A 17,614-nucleotide genomic window follows, 5' to 3' on the forward strand; every position below is an offset into this window, starting at 1 on the left:
CGTGGCGCGGATCGATCGCCTCTTCGACGAGCTCCTGTCCAGGAAGGGCAGCGACCTGCACCTCGGCATCGGCTATCCGCCGCTCGTCCGCGCCCGCGGCGAGCTCGTGGCCCTGCGCGACGCGCCGCTCGACGCGGCGGAGATGGAGGCGCTCCTCTTCGAGATCACGACCCCCGAGGAGAAGCGGCGGATCGTCGAGCAGCTCGACCTCGATTTCGCCTACTCGTACGAGGACAAGGCCCGTTTTCGCGCGAATTACTTCTACAAGACCACCGGGCTCGCCGCCGTCTTCCGCACCATCCCGAGCAAGATCCTCTCCCTCGACGACCTCGGCTGCCCCGAGATCGTCCGCCGCCTGTCCGACCGGAGGAGCGGGCTCATCCTGATCACGGGCCCGACCGGATCCGGCAAATCCACGACGCTCGCGGCGATGATCGATCACATCAACCGCTCGCGCGCCTGTCATGTCCTCACGATCGAGGATCCGGTCGAGTTCGTGCACACGCCCATCCGGGCCCATGTCACGCACCGCGAGGTCGGCCCCGACGCGGGGAGCTTCGCGAGCGCGATCCGCAGCGCCGGGCGGGAGGACGCGGACGTGATCCTGATCGGCGAGCTCCGGACCAACGAGACGATGAAGCTCGCCTTGCAGCTCGCGAGCTTCGGCGTCCTGGTCTTCGGCACCGTCCACACGAACAGCGCCGCCGCGACGATCGACCGCATCATCAACGCGTTCCCGGCCGACGAGCAGCTCCAGGTCCGCGGCATGCTCGCCGAGAGCCTCGCCGCGATCATCGCCCAGCAGCTCCTCCGCACGAAGGACGGCGCGGGCCGCGTCGCCGCGCACGAGATCCTCGTCGGCTCGAGCGCGCTGTCCGCGATGATCCGCGAGGGCAAGACGTTCCAGATCACCAACCTGATGCAGGCCGGCCGCTCGGCGGGCATGCAGACCATGGACATGGCCCTGGAGCGGCTCGTGAAGAAGGACGTCATCTCGGTCCAGGCGGCGCTCGAGAGGGCCATTGACAAGGACAGCTTCCAGCGGCTCTTCCCCGACGCGCAGGCCTTCTCCTGACACGTCGCCGCCCGGGGATCCCCCGCTCGTTCGACGGATCGAGCGGTTGACACGGCCCCCCCGGCGCCCCCATGAAGGTTTGGTTCGGCGCGCATCGCTCGCCCGGGCAGCTCTTTTCGTGAGGCGCACACCATGAATTTTGCCACCCAGGCCACAAGCTCCCTCGATCTCGACGCTTACCTCACCCGCATCGGGTACCGCGGCCCGCTCGCCGCCACGCGGGAGGTCCTCCACGCGCTCCACGCCGCGCATGTCTGCACGATCCCGTTCGAGAACGCGGACGTCCTGCTCGGCCGCCGGATCCGCACCGACCTGGCCAGCGTGCAGGCGAAGCTCGTGACGGCGCGCCGCGGCGGCTACTGCTTCGAGCAGAACACCCTGTTCGTCGCCGTGCTGCGCCGGCTCGGGTTCAAGGTCACGACGCTCTCGGCGCGGGTGCGGTTCCAGAGGACCGAGATCACCCCGCGGTCGCACATGCTGGCGCAGGTCGACCTGCCCGAGGGCCCGTTCCTCGTGGACGTCGGCTTCGGCGGCCCGGGCATCGTGTACCCGGTCCGGCTCGTCGAGGGCGAGATCCAGGCGCAGTCGACCGACGCCTACCGCCTCCGCCGCGAGGGCGCGTACTGGGTGCTCGAGTCCAGGACGCGCGAGGGCTGGCAGGATCTCTACGCGTTCACGCTGGAGGAGCACTACCCGGCCGACTACGAGGTGGCGAACCATTACACCTCGACGCACCCGGACTCGATGTTCGTGAACCACCTCGTCGCGGCGCTCCCCTCGCCGGAGGGCCGCGTGACGCTGCGCGATCGCAGCCTCGCTGTCTCCCGCGGCGGCCGCGTCGAGCGCGTCGAGCTCGATCGCGGCGAGATCCTCTCCGTGCTGAAGGACCGCTTCGGGCTGGAGCTGCCGCCCGGCGCGCAGCTCTCCTGCGCGGGCCTCGACGGCTGACGACGCGCGGCGCGTGCTCGCCGGCGCGTGCTCTATCGACAGGGCGCGTCGCGGCGCCGCCGCGCGACGGCCCTCAAGCGAGGGTCCAGCGCGGGCCCTGCGCCGTGTCCTCGAGCACCACCCCGGCTTCCGCGAGCAGGTCGCGGATGGCGTCCGCCTTCGCGAAGTCCTTGGCCTTCCGCGCGGTCTGACGCAGGGCGACCAGGCGATCGATGGCCGCGTCGCCCCCGCGCCCCTCGGCGCCCTGGGCCGGGGCGACCGCGTAGTCGGCCACGAGCGCCGGATAGAGCGAGGGCTCGGCGATCTCCACCCCGAACACCGCGAGGTGCCGCACGATCGCGCGATAGACGGCGAGCAGCGACGCGCGATCGTCACATTGCTCTATCCCCGCCGAGTAAAGCGCGCTCACGTAATCGAAGAACGCGGCGACGGCGTTCGGCGTGTTCAGGTCGTCGTCCATGGCCTCGATGAACCGGGCGAGGAATCGCTCGGTCAGCGCCTTGAACCGGCCGTGGACGTAATGGTGGCGCATCCGCGGAAAGCGCTCTTCCTCGGGCCGCAGCGAGGCGTAGGTGCCGGCGGCGAGGGGCGGCTCGTCGGCGCCGCGCAGCTTCTCGGCGAGCACCGCCGCGAGCTTCTCGATGCGCGCGTAGCCCTGGGCCGACTGCTGGACCAGCTCCCAGCTGAACGGCAGCTTGCTCCGGTAGTGGTGCGTCACGTAGAACCAGCGCGCCTCGTCGTGCCCGTGCCGGGCCAGGAGCTCCTCGACGGAGATCACGTTCCCGAGGCTCTTCGACATCTTCACCTCCTTGAGATCGAGGTGCTCGGGGTGGAGCCAGGTGCGCACCCAGGGCCTCCCGCAGAGCGGCTCGCTCTGCGCGATCTCGTTCTCGTGGTGAGGGAACATGTTGTCGATGCCGCCGCCGTGGACGTCGAAATGGTCGCCGAGCAGCGCCGTGCTCATGGCCGAGCACTCGATGTGCCAGCCGGGCCGCCCGGCCGGCCACGCGTCCTGCCCTGTGCGCCAGCTCGGCTGGCCGGCCTCGGTCGGCTTCCAGAGGGTGAAGTCCGCCGGGCTCCGCTTTCGCGCGAAGTCCTCCTCGACGCGGCCGCTCGCGCCGACCTCCTGGTCCTCGACCTTGCGCCCCGAGAGCTCGCCGTAGGACGCGCAGGTCCCGACCTCGTAGAAGACCTCGCCGGAGGCCGCGTAGGCGTGGCCCCTGTCGATCAGGCGCCGGATCATGTCGACCTGCTCGTCGACGAAGTCGGTGGCGCGCGTGTAGACGGCGTAGTCCTTGATATGCAGGCTGCGGCAGTCGCGCCGGAACGCGGCGATGTTCCGCTCGGCGACGTCGACGGCGCCCTCGCGCTCGTTCGCGCGCTGCAGGATGCGGTCGTCGATGTCGGTGTAATTGATGACGCTCAGCACGTGATGGCCGCGGTACTCGAGGTAGCGGCGGAAGACGTCCCAGAAGCAGTAGGTGCGCGCGTGGCCGATGTGCATCGGGGCATACACCGTGAGACCGCACGTGTAGAGGCGCACGACCTTCGGCTGCGCGGGAGCGAATGGCTCCTTCTTCCTCGTGAGCGTGTTATGGACCCTGAGCGGCATCGTCCACCTGCGTGATGTGCGGGCTCTCCCCGCCGAGGGGCGCTGACGCTACCCCCGCTGCGCCGCCCGGTCAACGCGGCCTTGCGGCCGTCCGTGCTTCGATCTACGCAGCCGGCATGCACTCTACTTCAAGATCCATCCTGCTCGTCCTCGCCGGTGCGCTCGCCGCGTGCGCGTCCAACCCGCCGCCCGTCGAGAGCGGCGCCGCGCCCGCGCAGGCGGCGCCCACGCAGGCGCCGCCGGCGGCCCCGGCGAGCGCGCAGCCCGAGGCGGAGGCCCCGCCCAAGGCGGACCCGGAAGAGGAGAAGAAGAAGGCGGAGCTCGCCAAGCTCGCCGAGGACACGAAGGCCATGGAGGCCAAGGCCGCCGCGGAGGCCGCGCGGTTCGACGACGCGCTCAAGGCGAAGGTGAAGGCGCTCGTCGAGGCCAACCACCCGAGCGCCGGCGCGGCGCTGCGCGCGGCGCTGAAGTCGCCGCACCGCGTGCCGGGCCACGCGGAGCGGGACGCGGCGCGGCACCCGGTCGAGACCCTCGAGTTCTTCGGCCTCAAGCCGACGAGCGCCGTGCTCGAGCTCGGGGCCGGCGGGGGCTGGTACACGGAGCTGCTCGCCCCGGCGCTCGCGAAGAAGGGGAAGCTCATGGTCACGTCGTTCGATCCGAACGGCCCCGAGGACTCGCGCGCCACGCTCTATGGCAAGCGGTTGAAGCGCGCGCTCGAGAAGTCGCCCGAGCTGTTCGGCAAGGTCGACGTGGTGGTGATCGACCGCGACAACCCGAAGCTCGGCCTCGAGGGCAAGGTCGATCTCGTGATCGCCATGCGCGAGGCGCACGGCTGGCACCAGCGGGGCAAGTTCGACGCGTACGTCGCGGAGGCGTTCAAGGCGCTCAAGCCGGGCGGCGTCTTCGGGATCGTGCAGCACCGCGCCAAGCCCGACGCGAACCCCGACGAGAGCGCGAAGCAGGGGTATCTGCCGGAGGCGTGGGTGATCCAGAAGGTCGAGGCGGCCGGCTTCAAGCTCGCCGGCAAGTCCGAGGTGAACGCCAATCCGAAGGACACGAAGGATCACCCGGAAGGGGTCTGGACGCTGCCGCCGAACCTCCGGCTCGGCGACAAGGACCGGGCGAAGTACGTGGCCATCGGTGAGAGCGATCGCATGACGCTCAAGTTCACCAAGCCGGCGCGTTGATCCCGGCGCCCGCGCCTTGACTGCGAGGCCGCCTGCGCTCCCTGGATGAGACGCCGGGGAGCGCAGGGTCAGGCCGACGCGGTCAGCTCGTCCCAGGCGAGCACCGCCTCGGGACGCCGCTCCCGCATGCGTGTCACCGCACGCCCGTCGGTCAACCTCCGCTCGAACACCAGCGCTGACGACCACGACCCCGTTCACGACCACGTTGGTGAGCGCTGGTGGGGTTGGGCTTCGAGCCCTGATCGCGACCGAACGAGCCTGGGTAATACCGATGCGGGAGACGGGAGAGCAGGAGAACGTCGCCGGCTCGGCGGCCTGGTTCGTCAGCAGGCGCTCTTCCAGGACGCTGCACGCTTGAGATAAGTCATCGCGAACTGCGGAATCTTGTCACGGCAAGCGGCTGCATGCGGCGAAGGTCGGATGTCGAGGGCGCGACGTTCGCCCGGGCTCGAAGCCGCTTCGCCCAGCACGCCCATGCCTTTGCAGCGAGGCATTCCTCCCGCCTCCCAGAACCGGTGTCGGGGCTCCCACATCGAACGACACCAGGGTTGAAAAATCCTAGAATTGGGGGGAACCATGGGTGAAGTCCTCCGGAAGATCGGATGGATTGCATGCTTGCTTCTGGTGGCGCTCAGCGCCTCGCACCTGGGCTGTGTCGGTGAGGACGATCCCCCGCACGCGCAGGTGGATGAGGCCGTGCTCGCCAGCGTGGCGGACGGAGCAGAGGCGCCGTTCTGGGTCGTCCTCGCGGAGCGAGCGGACCTCCGCGCCGCGTACTCCATCGACGACTGGGACGCGAGAGGCCGATACGTCGTCGAGCGGCTGAAGGACGTGGCCGAGCGCAGCCAGCGCGGCGTGATCGGCGCGATACGCGCGCGGGGAGCGACGCCTCGGCCCCACTGGATCGCCAACGCCGTGAAGACGACCGGGAAGCGCGACCTGGTCGACGAGCTCGCGCGGCGCCCCGAGGTGGAGGCCATTGTCCCCGACGTCGCCTTCTCCATCCCGACGCCCATCGGCGGCGGGACGGGCGCAAGCGGCACGCCCGAGTGGAACATCGCCCGGATCCGCGCCGATCAGGTCTGGTCAAAGCTCGGTGATGGCGACGGGATCGTCGTGGGGAGCATCGACTCGGGCGTCGCCTTCGAGCACGAGGCGCTCGTGCGCCAGTACCGGGGCAACCTCGGCGACGGCGTGTTCAAGCACGACTACAACTTCTGGGATCCCTCGCGGATCTGCGGGCCTCCCGGCAGCCCGCCGTGCGACAACAACGGCCACGGCACGCACACCATGGGCACCATCGTCGGCGGCGACGGCCTCGGCCCGTTCGAGCAGGACATCGGTGTGGCGCCGGGCGCGCGGTGGATCACCGCCAAGGGGTGCGAGTCCCTGGCGTGCTCGCTCGCGGCGCTCGTGTCCTCGGGCGAGTGGATGCTGGCGCCGACCGATCTGCACGGGAACGACCCGAAGCCCTCGCTCCGGCCTCACGTGATCAACAACTCCTGGGGTGGCCCCGGGGGGGATCCAATTTTCCGGGACATCGTCAGGGCCTGGCGCGCCGCGGGGATGGCCCCGGTGTTCGCGATCGGCAACGCCGGGCCGGCCTGCGGGACCGCGGCGTCGCCCGGCGACTACCCCGAGTCCTTCGGCGTCGGCGCCACGGACATGATGGATGAGATCGCCCCCTTCTCGAGCCGTGGCCCCGCGGCCCCGATTTTTGGCCGCATCATCAAGCCGGACGCGACGGCGCCCGGCGTGGACGTGCGCTCCAGCATCCCCGGCGGATACGCGGTCTTCAGCGGCACGTCGATGGCGGCGCCCCATGTCACGGGCACGCTGGCCCTGCTCTGGTCGGTCGCCCCGGATCTCCTCGGCGACGTCCAGCGGTCCTTCGACCTGATCCGGCGGACCGCCCTCGATCGCCCGAGCTTCGATTGCGGCGGCGCTCGGGACGGCGATCCGAACAACACGTACGGCGACGGCCGGATCGACGCGCTCCGGGCGGTCCTGGCGGCCCGACCGTCCGCGGGCAAGCTGATCGGCGAGGTCTTCGAAGCGGGCACCGGAAGGCCGCTGGAGCACGCGACGATCCTCGCGACGCGACGCGACGACGGCCTGACCCGCAGCACGTCCTCGGACGAGGAGGGCGCGTACACGATCTCCTTGCCGGTCGATCGGGGGCACCGCCGCGGGCGCGAGGCGTATCGCCTCGTGGCCAAGGCGTTCGGCTACGAGCCGGCCACGGCCTCGGTCGGGATCGAAAAGGACGAGACCACCTTCCGCGCGTTCAGGCTCTCTCCCGTCCGGCGCTCCTCGCTCATCGGCATCGTGCGCGACGATCGCGGGAGGCCCCTCGCCGGCGCGAGCGTCGAGGTCCTGGGGACGCCGCTCGAGCGCGTCACGACCGATGACGACGGCTTTTACAGGATCCCGGGCGTGCCCGCGGACCGCTACCGCGTGCGCGTGACCCTCGACGGGTGCCACGAGGAAAGGACCCGGACCGTGGTCGTCCGCCGCGGCGCCAGGGCCGACTTCACGCTGCGCGCGCGGAGGGACCGGTTCGGCTATCGCTGCGAGCGCATTCCCCTCGACTGGGTCGACGCGACCGAGGTCCTGCCGCTCGTCGGGAACGACGCCACGCGGAGCATTCCCCTGCCGTTCTCCTTCCCCCTTTACGGGCGCTCCTACGACGCCGCCCATGTCTCGACGAACGGATTCCTGAGCTTCCGGGAGCCGGACGCCGCCCCCGTGAACGTGCCCATTCCGGACCCGCGCGCGCCGAACGCCGCCATCTACCCGTTCTGGAACGATCTCGTCGTGGACCAGGACAGCGCGATCAAGACGCGCGTGATCGGGGCCGCCCCCCATCGCGTGTTCGTCATCGAGTTCGAGGACGTCACCTTCTTCCTCGACCTCACCATGAGGATCACGTTCGAGGTGAAGCTTCACGAACGGACAGGCGACATCGTGTTCTCGTACCTGCGGGCGCCCGGATTGGGCAACGGGGGGGTGGCGACCCTCGGCGTCGAGGACCAGCGCGGCAATGATGCGTTCCAGTACTCGTTCGCGCGCCCGGTCGTCACGGAGGGGCTGTCCATCCGCTTCGAGCCGCCGCGCAGGGAGAGGCGGCTCGGGCACGCGCTCCACGCCGGCGACGGCCTCCCGGCGCCGGACGCGACGATCTCGGCGCCGCAGGACGCGCTCCTGACACGCGCCGTGGAATAAGAGCACCTCTCGAAACCTCCCGCTCGTCCATCTCCCGTTCATCCGGTTGCGCCGCCATGACGCGGCGCGCATCCCCGCGCGCCGCCCTGGCGCGGCGCGCCGGAGAGCGGTTGAGCTCGATGATGACAGGGGTGAGCTCCGCGATGCGGCCGGAGTGGACTCCCTGATTGGATGATTCCATTGCGGGCGCTCCCCGGCCAATGCGCGCTGGCAATTCGTGCGGTGCAATGACGTGGCCGTGCTTGACGCCTGGCGAGACCTCACCGTAGGTTGGGGCCCGACGGTAGGAGGTCGCGGTATGGCTGACTTGGGATATCGTCACTGGCGAGCTCTTCGCGCGCCTCTCGTGACGCTCGCGCTGACGCTCGCGGTCGGATGCGACGGAAACATCGGAGCGGCGGGCTTTGGGCCGGACGGCTCAGGACCGGACGGCTCAGGGCCGGACGGCTCGGGGTCCGGACAGGGAGATGCCCATGCGGTGTGCGGGACCGAGCGGCTCCTTGCGCCGCAACGGCGACTGACGCGGTTCGAATACAACAACACCGTTCGAGACCTCCTCGGCACCTCGCTCACCCCGGCCGATCAGTTTCCGGCGGATGAGGTCGCCGGCGGCTTCAACAACAACGCCTCGGTGCTGACCGTATCTCCGCTGCATGCCGAGAAGTACCTCCTGGCCGCCGAGGCGCTCGCGGCCGAGGCCGTGGCGGGCGATCTCTCGCGGCTGCTGCCGTGCGATCCGGCCGCCGTCGAGGGGCAGGTCGCGCAGGAGGAGGCGTGCGCGCGGCAGTTCATCGAGCGCTTCGGCCGGCGCGCGTACCGCAGGCCGCTCTCGCAGGCCGAGATCGATCGGCTCATGCGGGCCTACGCGGCGGGGCGCACGGGCGGGTCGCTGCGCGAGGGCGTCGAGGTGGTCCTCCGGGCCATCCTGCAGTCGCCGAAGTTCCTGTTCCGCCTGGAGCTGCGCCACGATCTCGAGGAGGCCGCACCGCGGGTGCGCCTCGATCCGTACGAGCTCGCGTCGCGCCTCTCCTACCTCGTCTGGGCGTCAGCCCCCGACGACGCGCTGCTCGACGCCGCCGAGGCCGGCCTGCTCGACACCCGCGAGCAGCTCGCCGAGCGAGCCCGCGAGATGCTCGAGAGCCCGAAGGCGCGCCTGGCGATCGCGGAGTTCTACAGGCAGTGGCTCAACCTCGGAAAGCTGGACAGCATCGTCAGGGAGGAGGGCGCGTTCCCCGGGTTCGACGACGAGCTCGTGGCCGGGATGCGCGCGGAGACGCCGGCGTTCGTCGAGCACGTCCTGTGGTCGGGCGACCGCAAGCTCTCGAGCCTGCTGACGCTGCCCATCGGCTTCGCCACCGAGTCGGTCGCCCGGCTGTACGGGGTGAGCGTCCCGCCCGGCACGACCGCTCCCCAGCTCGTGGAGCTCCCGCCCGACCAGCGCGCCGGGGTGCTCACGCAGCCGGCCTTCCTGGCCGTCCACGCGCATCCGGACTCGACCTCTCCGGTCCTGCGCGGCAAGGCCATCCGGACGAAGTTCATGTGCCAGGAGCCGCCGCCGCCGCCCGACAACGTCGACCTCACGCCGCCCACGGGCGAGCAAGGCGTCACCGCGCGCGAGCGGTACCAGCAGCACGCGTCCGATCCCACGTGCGCCGGCTGCCACAAGCTGATGGACCCCATCGGCTTCGTGTTCGAGAACTTCGATGCCGTGGGCGCGTACCGCACCGAGGAGGGCGGGCAGGTCATCGACGTCTCCGGGGAGATCGTCGGGTCCGAGGACATGGAAGGGCCGTTCGTCGGCGTCCGCGCGCTGGCGGAGCGGCTCGCCGGGAGCGCGCAGGTCCGCGAGTGCCTCGCGTCGCAATGGTTCCGCTACGCGGCGGGGCGCTTCGAGGCCCCCGGCGACGCGTGCTCGCTCGACGATCTGCGCGCGGGGTTCCACGGCTCCGAGGGCGATCTCGTGGAGCTCATCGTGGCCACGACGCAGACCGAGGCGTTCATGTACCGCAGCGCGATCGCAGCAGAGGAGGAATGAGATGAGACCGCGATTGATCACTCGACGGCGGTTGCTCCAGGGCTCGCTGGCGGCGACGGCGGCGATCCCCCTGCTCAACGCCGAGCTGGCCCGCGGGGACGAGGCCGTGGCGCCCAAGCGCTTCGTGGTGTTCTACACGCCGAACGGCACGCTCGAGTCGCAATGGATGCCCACGGGCACGGAGACCAACTTCAAGCTGAGCCCGCTGCTGGAGAAGCTGGAGCCGTTCAAGTCGAAGCTGATCCCGCTGCGCGGGATCAACATGAACGTCGTGGTCAACTCCAACATCGGCTCGGAGCACGCGCGGGGCATCGGCGGCCTGCTCACGGGGCGGGCGCTGCTCAAGGGCAACTTCCGGAGCTTCATGTCCAACAACGCGGGCTGGGCGTCGGGGATCTCGCTCGACCAGCACATCGCGAACAAGCTGAAGCCCTCGACGCTGTTCCGCACCCTGGAGCTCGGCGTGCAGGTCCGCGACGCGGAGGTGCGCGGCCGGCTCTGCTACAGCGCGCCCGACCAGCCGATCCCCCCGCGCGAGGACCCGTACGACACCTTCGAGCAGCTCTTCGGGGCCGCGGTGCCGGGCCAGGGCGGCTCCGAGGGCGGCTCCGCCGCGCTGGACCGGCTCCGCGCCCAGCGCCGGACGGTGTTCGAGCTGCTCCGCGAGGAGATCGCGGACGTGCGCCCCCGCATCGGCGCGGAGGATCGCATCAAGCTCGAGGCGCACATGCAGTCGATCCGGGAGATCGAGCAGCGCCTGGCCGGCGGCGGCGCCCCGGACGGCACCGGCGCCCCGGTCACGCTCTGCAAGCCGCCGGCGCTGGGGGCGCGCATCGATCTCTCGGATGACGCGAACATGCCCGCCATCGGCCAGCTCCAGATGGATCTCGCGGCCGCCGCGCTCGCGTGCGATCTCACCCGGATCGTCACGATCCAGTGGTCCTACGCCGAGAGCGAGCACCTCTATCCGTTCCTCGGGCTCACCGAGAACCATCACGCCATCTCGCACCAGTGGAACGACGCGGGCAAGGCGAAGTACACGAAGATCCACACCTGGTTCGCGGAGCAGCTCGCCTACCTGCTCGGGAAGCTCGACTCGTACAAGGAAGGGGACAGGTCGCTGCTCGACAACACCGTGGTCCTGTGGGTCACGGAGATCAGCGAGTCGACGCAGCACGCGCTGACGAACATGCCGTTCTTGCTCGCCGGCAGCGCGGGCGGGGTCTTCCGCACCGGTCGCTTCGTGGACTACCTGGCGAACGGCGGCCGCGCGCGCCAGCACAACGATCTGCTGGTCACGATCGCGAACGCGATGGGGACCGACGACACGACGTTCGGTGACCCGGAGTTCAGCACCGGGCCGCTGCCCGGGCTCACCTGAGATCGCGTCGTACCGCGTCGCGCGAGCGCGTCCCGGGGGGCGTGCGCAGGTGGTCTTGCCAGGCGGTCTTGCCAGGCTGCCCGGCCCGCGGAGGGGGTGTTCGTGGCGTGGGACGGCGCGGGGGCCCCACCGAACTCGCCTGGGACGCCCCCTCTCCGGCGTGCGCCGCACGCCGGAGAGGGGGCGTCGTTCGGGCTCGGACATCGGTCCGTCCCCCGCGCCGCCCCACGCCACGAACACCCTCTCCGGGGGCCTACGCCTGACGATGGGTCAACCCGCCCGGCACCCCGAACCCACCCGTGATCGATGAGCCATCGCGCCGGGAAGCGCGCCATGGCGCACTCTCGATCCTGTCAGCGTGCAACCTGGGACCCAAGCGCCCCGAGGGCCAGACGAAATGGTAATGTGCCGTCAAATCCATCCGATCCTCGCCATCCTTGTGCTGGCCTTGGCCGGGTGTGACATCTCGCGGGAATGGTTCTGGTATAGAACCCGTGACAATCCCAGGTGTCTCTCCGATGTGGAGTGCTTCTCCATGGGCTGCCCGCCCCCTGACGGAGTTTTGTGCGTTTGGCACAAAAGGATACAGGAGGGAGTCTGCGTATGTCAACGAGACGGATTAAAGCCTTCGGATCTGGTGGACGCAGGTCCGCCCTGAGCCGGGGCGTCGTCGCGCTCTCGAACCTGCCAGCGTGTGACATGGTGCCGAATTGCCCCGCGGGTCAAACTAGATGGCAATGTAGCATTCGAGCGACTGCGTGCTATATGGCCTATGTCAACTACGTGTGCGCCGGCGATATGCAATCTGCGATCGTTGCGGCGAACAAGGAGGCGATACTGAGGCTGAAACCCCAAGACCAGAACATCGTCGGCACGACGTGCAAGAACACCGGCGACGCGAGGGCTCCCTTGAACGTCGAGCCGCCCAAGGTTCGGCCCCAGGGTGTCACGTCCTGCGATCCGACGGCGGCGGACGATGGCTGCATCGCGTGCGCCAAGGTCTTTTGCTGCGAGCAGTACCTGGCCTGTTCCCAGGACGCCAACTGCTCCTGCCTCGTCGGCTGTCTCCACCAGGGCAACTCGGTCACGACCTGCACGAGCCCCGAGCACTGCGGCGCGCCGTCGTTCACCTCGATCGCGACGGCGGACTGCCTCAACCTGGCGTGCGGTGACTGCTCGGGGGCCGCCGGCCTCGGCGATTCCCTCTGCCCCGAGGCGCCGGACCCCTGGTGTACCGGCTCTTCTCTGGGCGGGGAGACGTGCTCGATGGACAGCGAGTGCATCTCATGTTACTGCAATCCAGTCACCGGGACCTGCGATTGACCCTGGCCCGGCTACGCGGGCCGCTCCGGCTCGTTGGTGAGCAGGGGATGGTGCGATTCCGTCGCCGCCTGGCGGCGTTGTCGTGGGGGCCTCATCCGCTCACGCTGCACGGTGAGCGCTTCGTCCCCTGCTTTCTTTCGCCTGGCTGAACGGCCTTCCGTCGGTGAGCACCGAAGGCGGACACAGGCAAGGGAGGACCCATGCGATTCGCATCGATGCTCAAGCTCGCGCTGGCGTGCGCGCCGTGGATGCTGCCTGCAGGCGAGGCCCTGGCGGCCAGCGCGCCCTCCTGGGAGGCGGCGCCGCCGATGAGCACACCGCGCGCCCAGCACGCGGCCTCGCTGCTCCAGGACGGCCGGGTGCTCGTCGTCGGGGGCGGACCCGATGCGGAGATCTACGACCCGGCGAGCAGGTCGTGGGAGCCCACGGCGCCGCTCGGCACCGTGCTCGGCGGAGCCCTCGCGACGGTGCGCCTGCCGGGCGGCGAGGTCCTCGCGACCGACGGCGCGTCCGTCGCGATCTACGCGCCGGCGCTCGACCGCTGGAGGTCGTTGCCGCCGCCGTCCATCCGGGTCTGGAACCCGTCCGCGGTGGCCCTGCCGGACGGCAAGCTGCTGGTCCTCGGCGCGTTCTCGAACCTCTCGAACACCCCGAGCGCCGTCGTGGGGAACCTCTATGACCCCGCCTCGGAGAGCTGGACGGTCATCCAGGCGCCCGGCCCCACGCTCCGGGCCGCGTCCGTCGACGCGATGCTGCTCGACGGCGGCCGGGTGCTGGTGGTGGCCGGCAACCGCAGCAGCATCTACGCTCCGGAGATCGACACCTGGTTGCGGACCGTCGACCGCAACGTCCCGGGATACGTCGACCAGAGCGCGACACCGCTCCCGGGAGGCGATCTCCTCGTCGTGGGCAGCAGCTCCTTTGTCGAGCAATCCGAGATCTTCTCGGAGGTCTACCTCCGCAGGCTCAATCGCTGGGTGCTGACGTCGCTTCGAATCACGGCGCTCCTCGGCGAGCCATGCACGCAGACTCCCGTCGAAGGGATATCCACCTCGCTGCTCCCGAGCGGAAAGGTGCTCTGGACAGGGGGCATGACCGGCGACAGCTGCCATGTCTCCTCGGGGCCGATCGGAGGGGGCGCGCCCTTCGACACCGACCGCGTCAGCATCTTGCCTGCCGCGTGGGTCTACGACCCTGCGCTCGTCGCCTGGGCGGAGCTGCCCCGCCCGCCTGCGGGCTCCTCGCAGCCGAGCGTCGCGCGCGCCTACCACACGTCGACGCTGCTCGACGACGGCAGCGTGCTCATCGCCGGTGGCTACGTCCACGGCGACGATCCGTCCTCGGGCACGCCCGTGAGGACGGCGACGGCCGTGCTCTTTCACGAGCGCACGCCGCGCGGCGCGGCATGCGCGGAGGACGGCGACTGCGCGAGCGGCTTCTGCGCCGACGCCGTCTGCTGCGACGCGGCCTGCGCGGGGCCGTGCGACGCGTGCGCGCGCGCGGCGGGGGCGTCGCAGGACGGGGTGTGCACGCCGCTCTCGGGCGCGGCGTGCGACGACGCGGGCGCGTGCCGCGTGGGGGCGTCTGCGAGGCGGGCGCCTGCGTCGGCGGCGCGCCCGCGCCGGACGGCACGCCCTGCGACCGTGGCGAGGTGTGCTCGGCGGCGAGCGCGTGCGAGGGCGGCGCCTGCGTCGCGACCGCTGTCGTGACGTGCGAGCCCGTCGATGACTGCCACGAGGCGCCGGCGTGTGACCCTGCCGCAGGGTGCTCCGGGCCTGCGGCCGAGCGGCCCGACGGGACGCGCTGCGCGCTCCCGGGCACGCCCGGCGCCTGGCAGGCCGCGAGGTCGATGGACTCCACGCTGGAGGGCCAGCCGGCGGCCGCGCGGCTCGCGGACGGCACCGTCCTCGTGGTGGGGACCGAGCGCGCGTCGAGCTTCGAGGCCCCGCGCCCGGTGGCGAGGCGCTACGACCCGCGGACGGACCGGTGGCAGGACACCGGGCCGGTGAGCTCGCTGCCGCCTGGGCTCATGCTGGTGCCGCTCGCGGACGGCACGGCGCTCATGATCGGAGCGTGGGAGGCCTCGGCGCGGCTCGACCCGGGGACGGGCGCGTGGAACCTCGCCGCGCCCAGGCGCCAGCCTCGCGTGAACTTCGCTGCTGCGCTGCTGGCGGACGGCCGGGTGCTGGTCGCGGGCGGCGGCGCCTCGGCGATCGCCGAGCTGTACGATCCGGAGCGCGACACCTGGACCGCGGCCGCGCCGATGAACGTGGCGCGCGAGGGGCACACGGCGACGCTGCTGCAGGACGGCCGGGTCCTCGTGGCGGGAGCGGACCCCCCCCAAGCCGACGCCGGCGTGACCGCGGAGGTGTACGACCCGGAGGCCGACACCTGGACGCCCGTCGCCCCGATGATCATCGGCCGCGCACGCCACACGGCGACGCTGCTGCACGACGGCCGCGTGCTCGTCGTATCGGGCAGGCACGACCACAGGACGACGGCGGAGGTGTACGACCCGGAGGCCGACACCTGGACCGCGACGGGGCCGATGCGCGTCGGCCGGGACTCGCATGAAGCGGCGCTCCTCGCCGACGGCCGGGTGCTCGTGGTGGGCGACGCGGTGGGTGAGCTCATGCGGCCGAGGGGCCCGCTCGATCACGCCGCCGAGATCTACGATCCGGCGAGCAACAGCTGGGCGCCGGCGGCGCCGCTGCCGCAGATGCTCTTCGAGCACGCGACGACGGCGCTCCAGGACGGCCGCGTGCTGGTCGTCGGCGGCGAAGGCGGCGACTACGTCTGGTTCCCTCACGCGTGGCTCTATGCCCCTGGGCAGCGTCCGGCGCGCGGCGTGTGCCAGGACGGCGCGTGCGCGCCGGGCGGTGGCGGCGAGGGAGGCGAGGGCGGTGGCGGCGAGGGAGGCGAGGGCGGTGGCGGCGAGGGAGGCGAGGGCGGTGGCGGCGAGGGAGGCGAGGGCGGTGGCGGCGAGGGAGGCGAGGGCGGTGGCGGCGAGGGAGGCGAGGGCGGTGGCGGCGGCGAAGGGGGGGCGTCCGCGACGGGCGCGGCGGCAGGCGTCGGAGGTGGTGGCGGCGAGGCCGGCGGCGGCGAAGGGGGCGCGCCCGCGACGAGCACGGCGGCAGGCATCGGAGGCGGCGGCGAGATCCCGAGCGGAGGAGGATGCGGCGGTTGCCGCATGACGCCCGCCAGCGAGGGCGCGGCGCCGTGGCTTCTCGTCCTCGGAGGGCTCGCCATGGTGCGGTTGCGCCGGCGCTCTGCCATCACCAGCGGCCACGGCGGCGACCCGGCGTAAGCCGCTCCAGGCGGGGTCGCCCTACGCGCTCGCCGCCGGGCCTCCGCGCGGCGGCAGCGGCGCCCGGGGGGGAGCCCGCGGCGCATCCGGATCGTCGCCCCCTCGGCCCCCGAGACCCGCGGCGTACGACACCTTCAGCGGGTTGCCGGGGCGGCCCCTCTCGGCTGCGAGCTCGACCCAGCGCTCGTGGCCTTTCCCTGGCTGCTTTCCCGTGATGGTTCCTCGATCCCTCCTCCTGCGTCCCGTGCCCGCCGGGGCACGGCGCGGAGCCATGAGGACGAGCTCGATCCGGAGCGATGGGTCCAACGCGAACGCCGGATCTGGGCGCGAAGGCGGGACACCGGGGGCGAGTGGCTCGAGGTGGGATGTCCGGATGAGCGGGGTGCGTGTCCAGATGGGCGGGGTGCGTGTCCAGATGGGCGGGGTGCGTGTCCAGATGGGCGGGGTGCGTGTCCAGATGGGCGGGGTGCGTGTCCAGATGGGCGGGTGCGTGTCCGGGAGGGCCGGTCCGATTCCGTGACGGCCGCGGGAAACGCCCCGTAACTCTGAGTATGAGCCCCTCTCGTCTTCCGAGCGCCCCGGTCCAGCCCAGCGGCTGGCCGTCCATGCACGCGACCGCCGTTCACGTCCTCCCGGACATGCTCCGGTACCTCGGTGTCGCCGAGGACGACCTCGACGACCTGTGCCAGGACGTCCTGCTGGGCGCCTACCGCAGCTTCCCCCGGTACGACCCCATGCGCTCCAGCGGCGCGCGGGCCGCGGCCCCGCCGGGCTCGGTCGGCGTCCTGGTTTCCGCCGCGGCGCCCGAGCAGGCCGACGTCGCGGCGGGCAGCGCACCGAGCGACACGCCTCCGCGCCCGCGCAGCGCACCCGCGGGCACGCCCGAGCCCTCTCGACCGCAGCAGCTCGGCAAGAACTGGCGAGCCGAGTCCTCGTGGCTCTTCGGGATCGCCTGGCGGCAGGTCCGCCATCACCTGGAGCGCACCTCCGGCCCCGGTGCCGGAGCCGCAACCCCGGGGCGATCTCGGTGCCGCGCCGCACTCCGACGAGCCCGAGGGCCCCCGGGCGCCCGCAGCACCGGCGGCCGATGGGCCAGGCCAGCGCAGGTCCGCCGCCTCGAGGCGCGCTCCGGCGCCCGCAAACCCGGGCGAGGAGCGGCTCGACGAGGAGCTCGCGCAGCTCGATGCGGCCAGGGAGGCGCTGCTGCATGACGAGCGCGCCGCCGCCCTGGAGCACCTCGATGCGCACGCGCGGCGGTTTCCACGGAGCCGGCTGGCGTTGCTGCGCGAGCGGCTGCGGTCGAGGGCGGAGGCGCTGCCGGTCACGACGACCGGCGGCACGGCGGGGCACGATCGGCGATGAGCGCAGCGTCGCCGTCGCGCGCGCAGCGCGTCGCATGCCCCGCGACGGGGAAAGCTGGCATGGCGAGCAGCGTTCGCCTCGATGGTCGCGGCCCTCGTCGCGCTGCTCGCGGCCGCGCCGGTCCGGGCCGATCCGGACCGCGCCGGACTCGCGTGCGGA

Annotated in this window: 11 protein-coding genes; 10 read left to right on the forward strand and 1 reads right to left on the reverse strand. The window is 71.6% G+C overall.

All coding sequences use genetic code 11. From position 1 onward, the window contains the following. Position 1 precedes the first annotated feature (1 nt). Together WMF31_RS12195 and WMF31_RS12200 are read left to right on the forward strand one after the other, a co-directional pair. Positions 2–1,075: a type IV pilus twitching motility protein PilT gene (locus tag WMF31_RS12195; protein WP_436602103.1), complete on the forward strand. Its 1,074-nt coding sequence runs from the start codon at positions 2–4 to the stop codon at positions 1,073–1,075. A 132-nt stretch (positions 1,076–1,207) separates the two neighbouring features. Further along, entirely contained in the window at positions 1,208–2,023 is an 816-nt protein-coding gene (locus tag WMF31_RS12200) for an arylamine N-acetyltransferase family protein (protein WP_436602104.1), read from the forward strand. A gap of 73 nt (positions 2,024–2,096) precedes the next feature. Here the strand turns inward: WMF31_RS12200 and cysS are convergent, their stop codons facing one another. Then, positions 2,097–3,635, reverse strand: coding sequence for a cysteine--tRNA ligase (cysS, locus tag WMF31_RS12205; RefSeq protein ID WP_436602105.1), 1,539 nt, complete (start codon positions 3,633–3,635; stop codon positions 2,097–2,099). Between the two features lie 116 nt (positions 3,636–3,751). Here cysS and WMF31_RS12210 point away from each other — a divergent pair, with 116 nt between their 5' ends. The 8 genes from WMF31_RS12210 to WMF31_RS12245 all read left to right on the forward strand — a co-directional run bounded on the left by WMF31_RS12210 (position 3,752) and on the right by WMF31_RS12245 (position 17,455). After that, the gene (locus WMF31_RS12210) at positions 3,752–4,822 is read left to right on the forward strand and encodes a class I SAM-dependent methyltransferase (protein ID WP_436602106.1); all 1,071 of its coding nucleotides are present in this window, start codon (positions 3,752–3,754) and stop codon (positions 4,820–4,822) included. Positions 4,823–5,398: 576 nt separating this feature from the next. After that, positions 5,399–8,047, forward strand: coding sequence for a S8 family serine peptidase (locus WMF31_RS12215; RefSeq protein ID WP_436602107.1), 2,649 nt, complete (start codon positions 5,399–5,401; stop codon positions 8,045–8,047). Between the two features lie 478 nt (positions 8,048–8,525). Continuing rightward, a complete protein-coding gene (locus WMF31_RS12220; RefSeq protein ID WP_436602108.1) occupies positions 8,526–10,082 on the forward strand; it encodes a DUF1592 domain-containing protein in 1,557 nt (518 codons plus the stop codon). A gap of 1 nt (position 10,083) precedes the next feature. Beyond that, complete coding sequence (locus tag WMF31_RS12225; protein ID WP_436602109.1) at positions 10,084–11,463, forward strand: DUF1552 domain-containing protein; 1,380 nt, start codon at positions 10,084–10,086, stop codon at positions 11,461–11,463. A 798-nt stretch (positions 11,464–12,261) separates the two neighbouring features. Then, positions 12,262–12,786: a hypothetical protein gene (locus WMF31_RS12230; protein WP_436602110.1), complete on the forward strand. Its 525-nt coding sequence runs from the start codon at positions 12,262–12,264 to the stop codon at positions 12,784–12,786. 200 nt (positions 12,787–12,986) lie between these two features. After that, positions 12,987–14,495, forward strand: a complete 1,509-nt coding sequence (locus WMF31_RS12235) for a hypothetical protein (protein WP_436602111.1) — start codon at positions 12,987–12,989, stop codon at positions 14,493–14,495. Then, on the forward strand, positions 14,492–16,093 hold the full coding sequence (locus WMF31_RS12240) for a Kelch repeat-containing protein (RefSeq protein ID WP_436602112.1): 1,602 nt from the start codon (positions 14,492–14,494) through the stop codon (positions 16,091–16,093). The genes WMF31_RS12235 and WMF31_RS12240 overlap by 4 nt, the downstream gene beginning before the upstream one ends. A gap of 996 nt (positions 16,094–17,089) precedes the next feature. Next, positions 17,090–17,455: a hypothetical protein gene (locus WMF31_RS12245; protein WP_436602113.1), complete on the forward strand. Its 366-nt coding sequence runs from the start codon at positions 17,090–17,092 to the stop codon at positions 17,453–17,455. Positions 17,456–17,614 lie beyond the last annotated feature (159 nt).

The sequence above is a fragment of the Sorangium sp. So ce1036 genome (assembly GCF_051369805.1).
Taxonomy (GTDB): Bacteria; Myxococcota_A; Polyangia; order Polyangiales; family Polyangiaceae; genus Sorangium; species Sorangium cellulosum_F.

Coding starts and splice junctions, on each gene's coding strand:
- WMF31_RS12200 (WP_436602104.1), top strand. CDS start 1,208: ATGAATTTTGCCACCCAGGCCACAAGCTCCCTCGATCTCGACGCTTAC.
- cysS (WP_436602105.1), bottom strand. CDS start 3,635: ATGCCGCTCAGGGTCCATAACACGCTCACGAGGAAGAAGGAGCCATTC.
- WMF31_RS12210 (WP_436602106.1), top strand. CDS start 3,752: ATGCACTCTACTTCAAGATCCATCCTGCTCGTCCTCGCCGGTGCGCTC.
- WMF31_RS12215 (WP_436602107.1), top strand. CDS start 5,399: ATGGGTGAAGTCCTCCGGAAGATCGGATGGATTGCATGCTTGCTTCTG.
- WMF31_RS12225 (WP_436602109.1), top strand. CDS start 10,084: ATGAGACCGCGATTGATCACTCGACGGCGGTTGCTCCAGGGCTCGCTG.
- WMF31_RS12230 (WP_436602110.1), top strand. CDS start 12,262: ATGCAATCTGCGATCGTTGCGGCGAACAAGGAGGCGATACTGAGGCTG.
- WMF31_RS12235 (WP_436602111.1), top strand. CDS start 12,987: ATGCGATTCGCATCGATGCTCAAGCTCGCGCTGGCGTGCGCGCCGTGG.